The organism is Gordonia sp. McavH-238-E (assembly GCF_022348225.1).
In the GTDB taxonomy this organism is placed as follows: Bacteria; Actinomycetota; Actinomycetes; order Mycobacteriales; family Mycobacteriaceae; genus Gordonia; species Gordonia terrae.
In genome coordinates this window covers 61,484-73,337 of record NZ_JAKRFE010000017.1, presented here as the reverse complement: position 1 = coordinate 73,337, position 11,854 = coordinate 61,484, and the positions used below count along the sequence as shown (strand labels likewise).

Below are 11,854 nucleotides of genomic sequence, written 5' to 3'. Positions count from 1 at the left end.
GCCGCAGCCCCCCAATCCGGTCGCTTCCGCGGTGGCCGGCGCCGGCGCGTCCGATACCGATTCTCCGCCGTACGACGCACGGTCGTATGCTGTGGGTCGTGAATGCCGTGTCCGTCGCCGTTGCCGTACTGCTCTTCGTGCTGGCCGGACTCTGGGCGGTGGTAGGAATCCGCGGACTCCGCGGCACCCTCCCGCGCAATCGTTGGATCGGCGTCCGCTCCGCGGAGACCATGCGATCCGACGAGGCGTTCACCGTCGCCAACCGCATCGCCGGGCCCGGCACCCTGGGAGCCGGTCTGATCCTCGCCCTGGGCGGCATCGCGACCCTCGCGGTCCCGAGCGGGTGGGCCGTTGCCTTCGGCCTGGTCTCGCTGGTCGTCGCGCTCGTGGTGATCGGACTGGTCAGCGGCATCGGCGTACGTGCCGCGGCAGCCGTACCCGTCGACGACGACGGCTGTTCCTGCTGTTCGGGCGGCGACGCCCACGGTCATGCCGCCGACGAGGACACCTCGGGTCCGGCGGCCGATTGCGGCACCAGCAGCTGCGGTGCCTGCTCGTTGCGCGGCGTCTGCGCGAGCGACTCGGCCCAGGCCTGAGTCGGCCCGCGTCGTCTCACACCACTGATCTCGGGGCACATCCATGCGTACTCTCAAGAATCTTCTCGATCGCTCACCGATCGACGGCTTCATCCTGGCCATCATCATCGCCGTCGTCGTCGCCGCCTTCCTGCCGGTTCGCGGCGCGGCAGCAGAGGCACTCGACTGGGTGGTGATCGTCGCAATCGCCGCGCTGTTCTTCCTCTACGGCACGCGACTGCATCCGCGCGAGGCACTCGAAGGCCTCCGGCACTGGCGACTGCACGTCACGATCCTGGCGTTCACGTTCATCGTGTTCCCGATCGTCGGGCTCGCGCTCAAACCGGTCGTCGAGCCGCTGATCGGCGAGGATCTCTACGCCGGCCTGCTGTTCCTGTGTCTGGTGCCGTCGACTGTCCAGTCCTCGATCGCCTTCACCTCGATGGCCCGGGGCAACATCGCCGGTGCCATCGTCAGCGCGTCCACGTCGAACATCCTCGGCGTCTTCCTGACCCCGCTGCTCGTCGTCGCGCTGATGCAGAACGCAGGCGACATCAGCATCGACGCGACGTCGGTCCTCAAGATCGTCGCGCAGATCCTGGTGCCGTTCCTGATCGGGCAGCTCGCCCGCAAATGGGTCGGCCCGTTCTTCACCCGGCACGCGAAGATCACCAAGCTGGCCGACCGTGGCGCCATCGTGCTCGTCGTCTATGTGGCGTTCAGCGAGGGGGTCGTCCAGGGCATCTGGTCGACCGTGGGCGTCGGCCAGGTCATCGCCGTGACCGTCATCTCGCTGCTGCTCGTCCTGGTCATGCTCACGATCACCGGCTGGCTCCCGAAGCGGCTCGGCTTCGATCGCGCCGACACGATCGCCATCCAGTTCTGCGGCACCAAGAAGAGCCTGGCCACCGGACTGCCGATGGCGACCGTCCTGTTCGCCGGGACCACCGTCGGCCTCATCGTGCTGCCGCTGATGATCTTCCATCAGATTCAGTTGATGATCTGCTCCTGGCTGGCCACCCGGTACGGACGCGAGGCGGACGCCGCCGAAGCGGCGGGCGCGCCGGTCTGATCAGTTGATGGCGCTGCTGTCGTCCGCGGTGTCGACGCCGTGACAACGACGTGCGTGCACGAACCGATTAGCTTCAACGCCGTTATGACATATTCGCAGGAAGAGGGGCAGCCACTCCACCTCGGCCCAGCACGGGTTCACTCTTCGGACAGGTACCCGGTGTTGGGGTCAATCTCCGCCAGGAACTCACTGATCGACTTCCGTAGGTAGGCGATCGTCCGACCCGGATTCGTTGGCGGGGGGGGGTGGGAGACATGACGGGCTCCCTCCACGCGATGCGAACCGGGCCTGAGGAGAAGCCGTAGCCAGGGTTCGGACCAGAGACCCAGGCGTAACGACAACCCCCGTCGGACTGCACGGTTACTTGCCACAGCTCACCATCGACCACCAAATCGACAGGACCGTCCGCGGGAGTCGGGGCCCTGTCATCTGCGTAGTTGTTGGGTTCCATCCTCGTATTGTCGGCGGCCGGTTGACCTTCAGCCATCGATTTCTTCCAGTGCGCGCCGGGACGATCTACCTCAGCGCCACCCAAACCTGATCTCGAGGTCGATCGGAGTCCGAGCCAGATGGAACGATCGGGGAGTGGTAGCGGTCGGCCGAGAGAAGGAGTGACGGTGGAAGCGTTCTTCGTGCTGCTCACGCCACCGGTCGCACTCGCGCTCATGTTTTGGGCGTGGACCATCTGGCAATCCTTCAGAGCCGCTGGTCGAAATATCCGACGTTCCTTAGCCGCATTTTCTGCGGTGTTGGCGATCTGCGGGGCAATCGCCTTCTTCGGGTTGACCAGTCTCGACGACTACAACGACTACCCCGGTCACACGTGCTCGGTGCGTGATGGGTTTGCACCCGCCGGCTTTCCCCCCGAGCGACTCCCTCTGCCACCTCCAGATGTGGTGAGCACATTCCATCCCAGCCTCGACTGGCCTCACCGATTCGAGCTCCTTCCCCTCGGCGTTCGCTGCACCTACTGGATTCGTGGCGACCCCCGCATCACAATGAGCACCCATAGCCCCTGGCCATACTCGGTGTGCAGCTACGGCCTCCTCGTCGTTGCCCTCGTCCAGGCCATCCGAGTCGTCAATCCCGACCTGCTCAGACGCGGTGCCCCGCCGCGGCCAGCGCGTGCAGGTGATGGCGGGCAGATGTAGGGCGTGCATGCCCCGGGCAGTGGAGGTCCCGTGCGACTATCGGACGCATGACCCGGGTGAAACGCTGGACGCGGTGTGCGGTCCTGGCGCCGCTACTGCTGCTGGTGGGCAGTTGCGTTCCCACGGCAGTCCTCAACGAGGTCGCCAATCCATCCTCTGCGCTGGACGTGACCGCCAACTTGACCCTCGTGATGATCTTCGGAGCATTCTTTTATCTGCCGGCACTCGTGGCCACATGGCTTTCCGTCGAGGCCATCACCGCGATTCCCCTGGCCGGCCGGATTATCGCCACTACTGGTTTGCTCTGGACATCTGTGGTGTGGGCGGTTGCAATTGCCGACACCGCACGCCTGACCTTCGATCCACAGCGCTACGACGAATACAGTTGGACCGCAACCCTCACCACCGTTGAACTGCTCATATTCGCTGCGCCATTTGCCGCCATGCTGCTGGTGAACGCCTGCACAACCTGGGTGTTGTGGTGGCCCAGTAGAAAACCCCGCAGCGAACGTGCTGCGCAGCCGGGATCATCCGAAGTCGATCCTGACGTGGGTAGCGACATCGGCGCCGGACGACGACGGGCCTAGGAGATCGAAGTCCATCTCCCCCTCTGACTTTCAACTGATAACGAGACGTATCGGCGTGGGACGAGTTGCCTGCGCCGAACGTACACCTATGTCGCGGACGGCCGATGGTTCGAAGTCAGGCAGCGAGGGAGCCGATCGCTGCTTGCTCGCCGTCGCGGCCACTCCATGTTGCTATCCCTCCGATGAGAACTGCGCCCATGGCGCCTCCCGCGCGGCCGCGGGGCCACTGAGTCCCCGTCCGCTCGATCTGGTCCTGCACCAGATTTGCACAGCTGACAGCTACGGCCTCTTCTCCGGCAATGGCCAACACCCCTTCACCGGAGTGCCCCATTCCATGAGACATGCCGCCATCAGGGGTGACGTCGCTCGACAGCCAGACGTAATCCAGCTCGTCATCCTCGCGAATCTGGCGATGCTCGGCCTCGAATCGAATACTGGCAAGAGCACCGTTGAAGTGGCGAACACGCAAGTCACGGCCGATCCGCTCCAGCGCTCGAGTCCACGCCATAGGCAGGACGCTCGACGTCACCACAACGCCGGCGTCCGGACTCCACGTGGCGGTCAGCAGAGTCTCGTAAGAGAACCAGCTGTCGAAGTAGGTACTCACCCGAGCAGCCTAGACAAATAGACCGCGTGGTGAGCAGGCGCGAGAATCTCTCACCTGTTGCGAGAAACCAACGACGAAGTGCCAGGACAGGGACGCCGAGCGCCGACGACAAGCGACACGCGCCCACAGGGACTTGTGCAGTCGTGACGCGCCCTCCGCACGCTCCGGGCGCTCCTCAGGGAGCAATGGGGGCGCTTCCTTCGGATCAGGGAGCAGGGTGAAGCCGGCGCTATCGCTCCGCGCCCGTCAAGGTCAGACGGCTCTGATCAGCCGACCGGCCGACCCACCGGCGTCGACAGCGGCAGGTTCACAAAGCTCGGCCGGTTCGGGTCGAGCTGGATGTGCTGCGGCCGCAGACCGGACTCGTTCAGCAACGGCCGCAACGGAAGACCGCGTGGGAAGTTCATCACGAACACGTCGACCCGCAGCCGGTGCCCCGGCTTGATCAGCGCCTCGGTCGGCAACAGACCGATGTCGACGCTGACCGGACGGCCCGGCACGACCGGCTGCCGCGACGCCAGCGTCAGCTCGTAGAACGGGTCGATCACGTCACCGTTGGGCGCGAACTGCGAGGCCGCCTTGTCGTACCCGCGCAGCGACGCCATCACCTGACCCGAGGTCAGCACCTTCGACGTCCCGTCGGGGGCAACGTCGTTCAGCGTCGCCGTCCAGTAACCGTCGGTGGCGTCAAGCACGGTGTTCAATCGCACGTTCGAATACCCGGACACGCTGCGCGTCGTCGTCAGCGGGGGAGTGGTGAACGACAACGCCGCGCGCTCGGAGATGCGGGCGTCGTCGGCGCAGAAGGGGAAGACCGCGAGGGCACCGGCCAGCTGTTGCGCGGCGTCGCGCGAACACATCGGTGCCAGACCGGGCGCGATGGTCATCCGGGCACGCGAGGCGGGTGGGGTGGGGGTCAGGCTGCCGTCGCGGACCGCGTGCGCCGCGGTGCCGCTGCGCCGGTCGCCGAGATAGAGCCGCTGACGTTCCATCCCGGCCCGCGGGAACTGCTGCGCGGTGATCCACGAGTCGCCGACCTGCTTGAGGTTGACCGGCCCATAGGAGTCGACACCGTTGTCGATTCCCTTGAGCCACTTGTCGAACCACGCCTTCTGTAAGACGTCCAACCGTGGCGGGGTGTTCCGCCGGCCCTCCTGGCCGCCGCCGATCGTGAGGTGATACCCGTCGCCCATGATCAGTTGCTTCTGGCCCGGCGGCAGCGGGATCTTGTTGTACATCCGGACTTCGCTGTTGGTGAAGAGGTCGAACCAGCCGCCGTAGATGAGCGTCGGGGTGGTGATGCGATCGGCGTGGTCGAGCCAGGACGACCGTGGCTCGGAGTCGTTGTCCAGCAATGCCTTCAGGTTCGGCGGCACCGACGGGATGTCGGGGGTCAGCAACGCGGCGAACAATTGCGGGTAGAACGTGAACGGGTCGGAGATCCGGTCCGCCAACCACTTCCAGTCGAACGTGCCGTTCAGCATCGACGCGACGTTCGGGATCATCTTGGTCGTGTTGACCAGTGTCAGCCACAGCGGGAGGAATCCGACACCCAGAGCGCCGCCCGGGGCGACGATGTCGCGGATGAGGTCGCCGCCGGGCTCGACCGGGAAGATCGCCTTGAGTGCCTTCGGGTTCTTGTTGGCGGCCTGGATCTGGTTGATCGCCGAGTAGGACACACCCGACATGCCGACCTTGCCGTTGGACCACCGCTGCTTCGACGCCCAGTCGATCACCTCGATGGTGTCGCGCTGTTCCCGCGACTGGAAGACGTCCCAGACGCCCTGGGAGAAACCGGTGCCCCGGACGTCCACGACCACCTGCGTGTAGCCGCTGCGGACGAGGTCGAAGTCGACGAGGAAGGTCTTCGCACCGCCGTCGCGGATCGTGTGCGCGATGTCGTTGATGCCGTCGATCGGCGTCCCGGACAGGTTGATCGACCGCGCGATCTGCAGCAGATAGGGCTCGAGGACCGGGTTCTGCATCACCGCGGATCCGACGGTGGTGATGAGCTTGGTGTACGGCGTCATGTTGACGATGACGGGCGTCTTGGTCGACGTCGGCCGCTCGCGGACGTCGGCCGGGCGGTACACGTTGGCCCGGAGCACCGTGCCGTCGCTCATCCGGATCGGGACATCCCAGGTGACGTTGACGCCGGCGTACGGCTGCGGGCCGTCATGGCTCGCCGCCCACCGTGCCGCATCAGCTCCGCCTGTCGGTCCGACCGGGGCGGCGCCCGCCACGGCGATCGGCGCGACCAGCGCGACCACCGCCAGGACCACCGCGACCAGGACCCGAGCACTCTTCGACCCACTCATGCACACCCCCGCATGTCATGCGCTGGAGAACCCACGGTTGATCCAGCGAGCTTGTGATCAAGCGTCCACAACCTAACACCTCGGGGGTGACGTGGATCACCGGGTGTCTCAGGGAATGCTCAGCATCACCGATTGGAGCCGGGACGACTCAGTTCAGACTGAGATCGATCGGGTGCGTCGCGAGGAGTGGCTTGGGCCAAGCCTGCCTGCGCAGGACGTCGAACCACACATCGGACGCCGGCGGTGCGAGCAGATCGCGGGGGAGTGCCGAGGCAGTCATCCAGCTGAACTGGTCGAGCTCGTCGTCGAGCTGCCCGACCCCCCAGCCGCTGTAGCCCGCGAAGATCCGGACGCCCTCGAGGACGTCGGCAAGAGGTTCGGGGTCGGCGTCGAGGTCGACGAGGACGACCCGGCCGTCCACCGGACGCAGGGCGGGTACGTCGTCGACGTCGATGCCCGGTTTCACCACCCCCAGGCACAGCGCGGCTTCCTGGTTCACCGGCCCGCCCACATAGAGGGCGCGCGGCGAGGCCGCGATGTCGGTCCACTGGGGCAGGAGATTGTGGACGGCGGTCTGGCTCATCCGGTTGAGGATGACACCGAGGCTGCCCGACTCGTTGTGCTCGATCACGTAGATGACGGTGCGCGCGAAGGTGGGTTCGACGAGGTCGGTCGACGCGATCAGCGCGGTGCCCGCCCGCACCCTCGGCGTCGGGTCGGCGTCCCACGGAACGCCGGGCATACGTGCACCACCACCGGCACCCGCCGAGTGCTCTCCGGGACGGGATTCCGGTGTGGGATCGTCTGCGTCGTCACCTCCGGCCACCCGACCATCATCGCACGTCCGTGGCCGACGGGGTCCATCGTCAGCTCGGTACCCTGGATCAGTGAGCAGCACCCAGGTGACCCGTGACCGACGCGGGTGGTCGGTGTTCGTCCACTCCCTCCGTTCCTCGCCTGGACTCGGCCGCCTGCTGTCGGTGCGTCTGTCGAGTCAGATCACCGACGGCATCTTCCAGGCCGCGCTGGTCGGCAGCATTCTCTTCAACCCGGAGCGTCACGCCGACCCGCTCGCGGTGGCCGGTGGCCTGGCAGTGCTGCTACTGCCGTATTCGCTCATCGGCCCGTTCGCGGGGGCGTTGCTCGACCACTGGGATCGACGCAACGTGTTGCTGTACGCGAACCTCCTGCGCGGACTGATCATCGGACTCGTCGCACTCTCGGTCGCCTCCGGCGCGCCCGACGTCGTGGTACTGATCTCCGCGCTCGCCGCGACGGGCGCGAGCCGGTTCGTCGCCGCCGGGCTGTCCGCCGGACTGCCCCACGTCGCCCGGCGAGAAGTGCTCGTCGCCACCAACGCACTGTTCACGACACTCGGTGGCGCGATGCTCACCGTAGGGCTCGGCGTCACGCTGGGTCTGCGTGCGATCTTCGGGGACGACAACGTCGGCAGCGCCCTCACGATGCTCTCCGGGATCGTGCTCGCCGTCGTCTCCGGCGGGCTGGCACACGGGTTCCGCCCACTGCAGCTCGGTCCCGACGAGCCCGACGATCCGGGTCGTTCGGCGGTGCACGCGGTGTCCGTCGGGCTGTGGCACGGCGCGCGTGCCGTCGCGCACCACAAGACCGTGGCCGCCGCGCTCTCGGCGATCGGCGCGCATCGGCTCGTGTTCGGGATGAACACGCTGATGATCTTGGTGCTGACGCGCCAGATGGGTCCCGGCGACGGCCTCGACCGCGTCAGCGTCGTGATCGGCTTCACCGGCGCCGGTGCGCTTCTCGCCGCGGTCGTGACGCCGATCGCGGTGGCACGCGCGGGCCGGTACGCGACCCTGCTCGTGGCGCTGGGCGTCGGGGCGGTCGCGGAACTCTCCGTGCTGAGTTTCGAGTTCGCGGTGATCTGCGGTTCGGCATTCGTGCTGGGGCTCATCGGCCAGATCACGAAGCTGTGTGGAGACGTGGCGATGCAGGTCGACGTCGACGACGCGGTACGCGGTCAGGTGTTCTCGGTTCAGGACGCCGTGTTCAACATCGCCTATGTCGGTGCGGTGACGGTCGCGGCCCTCGCGATCCCCGACAACGGGCGGGCGACCGGGCTCGTCGTGCTCGGGGTGGTGCTGTACCTCCTCGGGATGCTCGTGGTGCGCCTCCTTCATCCGCGCGGGCACGGGTCCACCCAGCCCACGACCGTGCGGCCCACCGTCACCGACCCCGCCGCGTGAACCGCGGATCCCGCTTGTCGTAGGTGGCGTCGGCGATCCCGTCACCGTTCGTATCGACCAGGACCACATCGTGTCCGCCGTCGGCATCGGAATCCACGTACAGACGTTCGCCGACGATCCGGCCGCCCCGGTCGGCTCCGACGATCTCGGCGTCGGGGTCACCGTCATCGTCGAGGTCGATTCGGGTGACGAGCGCCGCCGGGGGTCGCGAATTCTCGTCGGGGACGTCGCGCCGCGGCAGCTGGTCGCCGGCAAGGTCGGCTCGCGCGACGGGCTGGTCCCAGAGTCCCGCCCCGGAGTCGCGGTAGAACGCATCGGGCACTCCGTCGTCGTCGGTGTCGAGAGCGGCCACGTCAGCGACACCGTCCGCGTCCGTGTCCCACATCGCGTCATCGCGATGTCCGTCGCCGTCGAAGTCGAGCCGGATGGCATCCAGGGCTTCGGACCGCGGGGTCCCGAGCGCGAGATCGGCGGTGCCGGACCAGCGCGTCGTCGGACCGTCGCCGGTCCCGAAGAAGTACTCGATCGCCGGGTCCATGAGGTGTTGGACGCAGCGGGGCGTCGTCCGGTTCCCCGGAGTGGACACATCGCCGGGCCGGGTTTCACCGACGCACCCGCCGGGTGACCCCGCACCCGACCACCCGGTAGGTTGTGGCCCATGTATGTCAGCGATCTCGGCGAGCAGTGGCACGCGGCCCGGCTCGAACCAGCCCTGGCACATCTCGACTCTGCGTCGGCGGGTCGCTCCTCCTACGCACTGATCGGCGCGATGACCGCACATCTGTGGCGGGAGACCGAACGCGGTTCCTACGTCGCCGCTGACGACCGCGCCGATGAGATCGTGCGGGACACAAGGAATCTCGCCGCGCTCATCGGACACACCGGCGACGAGGTCGTCTTCCGTGAGAGCGCCCGCGCCGCACTGCGTGCCCTTCTCACCAACTGGAGCCTGCCCGTCACCTCGACGGTGTGGGTGGCCAAGAACGAATTCGGGCCCAACCTCGAGGAGTTCGAGCGCCGCGGCTACGCGGTGCGGACGATGCCCGACGGCGACGTCTACGGTCATGTCGACACCGACGCGCTCGAGAACATGCTGCAGTTCGAGCAGCCCGACTTCATCCACGTCTGTCACATCGGCTCGATGTCCGGTGTGGTGCAGCCGGTCACGCGGATCGTCGAACTCGCGCACCGGGCCGGCGTGCCCGTGGTGGTGGACATGGCGCAGTCGGTGGGTCACGTCCCCACCGTCACCGGTGCCGACGTGGTCTACGGCACCAGCCGCAAGTGGCTCACCGGTCCGCGCGGCGTCGGGTTCGTCGCGGTGCGCCGGGACTCGTTGCGGCCGGTCCGGATCGACGGCTCGGAGGCATTCATCGCCGGACGCCTCGGACTCGGTGTCGCCGTTCGCGAGCTGCTGGAGATCGGCCAGCAGCGCGTGTTCCGCGAACTCGCGAAGATCGGGAAGGCCACCCGCGAGCGGCTCCACGGCATCGCCAGCTGGGAGGTCCTCGAACCGATCGACGAGCCGTCGGCGATCATCACCCTCGCACCCCCGCCCGGGTGGCAGTTCGACGACGTCGCCGCCGCCCGCGACAAGCTGCTGTCCCTCGGCGTCCTGGTGACCGCCGCGGACACCTGGCGCGCGCCGCTCGCGACCGAGCACCCGGTCCTCCGGATCAGCCCACACCTCGACGTGCGCAGGTCCGAACTCGATCAGGTCGCCGACGCGTTGCGGACGATGGGTTACTGACGCCCCCGGGCTAGCCCCGACACCGAGCACCTCACCCGAGCACCTCGCCGACGATCCGTTCGATCTCCGGGCGTGCCGCGTCGGCGTCACGCCGGACGAGTCCGATCCGGGTGCGCCGGTGCAGGATGTCGTCGGCGTCGAGGGCTCCCTCATGAGTCATTGCGAACTCGATCTCGGCGCGGGTGACGTCGATCCCGGGGACAATCGGATCCAGCGGACGGTCGATCGTCGCGGCGTCCACGACGGCCGGCGCCTCCCCACCGAAACGCTGCACGAGCGACGGCGGGAGGCCCTGCTCCCGCGGTGTCCGCACCGCCCCCACCAGCGGCGTCGTGGTCGTGACACAGTCTCCGGCCGCCAGATCGGTGCTCGCCAGCGCGGCGTCGACGGCGTCCTGCGCCATGCGCCGGTAGGTGGTGAGCTTGCCGCCGAGGACGCTCACGAGACCGTCACCGCGGACGCCGACATGATGTTGCCGCGAGACGTCGGCCAGGGCACCGGCGTCGCGGCCGGCGGTGCCGCCGCGGGTGTCGACCAGGGGTCGCAGGCCCGCGAACGTGCCGACGATGTCCGAGCGGTCGAGTGGCCGCGCGAGCGCGGGATTGATCGCGTCGAGCAGGAAGTCGATCTCCGACTCGTCCGGCGTCGGGACATCCGGGATCGGTCCCGGCGCGGCGACATCGGTGAGGCCGACGTAGACGCGACCCAACTGGGCGGGTATCGCGAAGACAAACCGCGACACCGAGCCGCCCAGCGGGCTCATCAGCGCGGCGTCGGGATGGCCGAGCCTGGCCGCGTCGACGACGAGATGCGTTCCGCGACTGGGATAGACGGCGATGCCGTCGTCGATGCCGCCGGACCAGACCCCGGTCGCGTTGACGACCATCCGGGCACCGACGTCGAACCTCTCGCCGGTCTGCCGGTCGGTGAGGGTGGCCCCGCGGCCGTCAACGCGTTCGGCCCGGACCCGGGTGCAGATCGATGCGCCGTAACCCGCGGCCGTCCGCGCAAGTGCGATGACCAGTCGGGCATCGTCGATAAGCTGGCCGTCAGCGGCGGAGATCCCGCCGCGCAGACCATCGGGGGACACCGCCGGACAACGGCCGAGGGTCTCCAGCGCCGACAGCCGTGAGGGTGGGGGCAACAACGAATCGGAGGTGCCGGCGTTGCGTCGGAGCACGTCTCCCGCCCGGAGACCCACACGGATGACAGAGCTCTGCCGGCCGCCGCGATCGGGGATGATCTGCCGGAGGGGGGCGATCAGATGTGGGGCGATGGCGGTCATGAGGTGATGACGCTCGACCGCGCTCTCCCGCGCGATCCGGATCTCACCCTTCGCCAGGTAGCGCAGGCCGCCGTGCACGAGCTTGCTGCTCCAGCGGGAGGTCCCGGCCGCCAGGTCGTCCTTCTCCACGAGCGCAACGCGCAGGCCACGGGTCCCGGCGTCGAGCGCCACGCCGGCGCCGGTGACACCGCCTCCGATCACCAACAGGTCGAGAGGTTCATCGGATGCCAACCGGTCCAGCGCACGGCGGCGGGTCTCGGCGGACAGCGTGGCCATCAGTGCCGTCC

Annotated in this window: 11 protein-coding genes; 6 read left to right on the top strand and 5 right to left on the bottom strand. The window is 67.8% G+C overall.

Annotated elements, in window-relative coordinates; translation table 11 throughout:
- The first annotated feature begins 86 nt into the window (after positions 1 to 86).
- From MHN80_RS21680 to MHN80_RS21665, 4 genes are all read left to right on the top strand, one after another.
- Complete coding sequence (locus tag MHN80_RS21680; protein WP_004021012.1) at positions 87 to 596, top strand: SdpI family protein; 510 nt, start codon at positions 87 to 89, stop codon at positions 594 to 596.
- Positions 597 to 639: 43 nt separating this feature from the next.
- Entirely contained in the window at positions 640 to 1,647 is a 1,008-nt protein-coding gene (locus MHN80_RS21675; protein WP_239403627.1) for a bile acid:sodium symporter family protein, read from the top strand.
- 617 nt (positions 1,648 to 2,264) lie between these two features.
- Positions 2,265 to 2,798: a hypothetical protein gene (locus MHN80_RS21670; protein WP_239403626.1), complete on the top strand. Its 534-nt coding sequence runs from the start codon at positions 2,265 to 2,267 to the stop codon at positions 2,796 to 2,798.
- 47 nt (positions 2,799 to 2,845) lie between these two features.
- On the top strand, positions 2,846 to 3,385 hold the full coding sequence (locus MHN80_RS21665) for a hypothetical protein (RefSeq protein ID WP_180819370.1): 540 nt from the start codon (positions 2,846 to 2,848) through the stop codon (positions 3,383 to 3,385).
- Between the two features lie 115 nt (positions 3,386 to 3,500).
- Here MHN80_RS21665 and MHN80_RS21660 read toward each other — a convergent pair whose 3' ends face one another.
- From MHN80_RS21660 to MHN80_RS21650, 3 genes are all read right to left on the bottom strand, one after another.
- On the bottom strand, positions 3,501 to 3,992 hold the full coding sequence (locus tag MHN80_RS21660) for a hypothetical protein (RefSeq protein ID WP_101820458.1): 492 nt from the start codon (positions 3,990 to 3,992) through the stop codon (positions 3,501 to 3,503).
- Between the two features lie 266 nt (positions 3,993 to 4,258).
- Positions 4,259 to 6,310, bottom strand: coding sequence for a CocE/NonD family hydrolase (locus MHN80_RS21655; protein ID WP_239403625.1), 2,052 nt, complete (start codon positions 6,308 to 6,310; stop codon positions 4,259 to 4,261).
- A 148-nt stretch (positions 6,311 to 6,458) separates the two neighbouring features.
- A complete protein-coding gene (locus MHN80_RS21650) occupies positions 6,459 to 7,052 on the bottom strand; it encodes a YqgE/AlgH family protein (RefSeq protein WP_004021009.1) in 594 nt (197 codons plus the stop codon).
- A 145-nt stretch (positions 7,053 to 7,197) separates the two neighbouring features.
- On the opposite strand from MHN80_RS21650, the gene MHN80_RS21645 reads away from it, so the two are divergent.
- Positions 7,198 to 8,532: an MFS transporter gene (locus tag MHN80_RS21645; protein ID WP_101820456.1), complete on the top strand. Its 1,335-nt coding sequence runs from the start codon at positions 7,198 to 7,200 to the stop codon at positions 8,530 to 8,532.
- Here the strand turns inward: MHN80_RS21645 and MHN80_RS21640 are convergent.
- Positions 8,513 to 9,070, bottom strand: a complete 558-nt coding sequence (locus tag MHN80_RS21640) for a hypothetical protein (protein ID WP_239403624.1) — start codon at positions 9,068 to 9,070, stop codon at positions 8,513 to 8,515. The two genes, MHN80_RS21645 and MHN80_RS21640, sit on opposite strands and share 20 nt — an antisense overlap.
- Before the next feature lie 120 nt (positions 9,071 to 9,190).
- On the opposite strand from MHN80_RS21640, the gene MHN80_RS21635 reads away from it, so the two are divergent.
- On the top strand, positions 9,191 to 10,282 hold the full coding sequence (locus MHN80_RS21635) for an aminotransferase class V-fold PLP-dependent enzyme (protein ID WP_239403623.1): 1,092 nt from the start codon (positions 9,191 to 9,193) through the stop codon (positions 10,280 to 10,282).
- Between the two features lie 31 nt (positions 10,283 to 10,313).
- Here the strand turns inward: MHN80_RS21635 and MHN80_RS21630 are convergent, their stop codons facing one another.
- On the bottom strand, positions 10,314 to 11,843 hold the full coding sequence (locus MHN80_RS21630) for a glycerol-3-phosphate dehydrogenase/oxidase (protein WP_239403622.1): 1,530 nt from the start codon (positions 11,841 to 11,843) through the stop codon (positions 10,314 to 10,316).
- Positions 11,844 to 11,854: the final 11 nt, after the last annotated feature.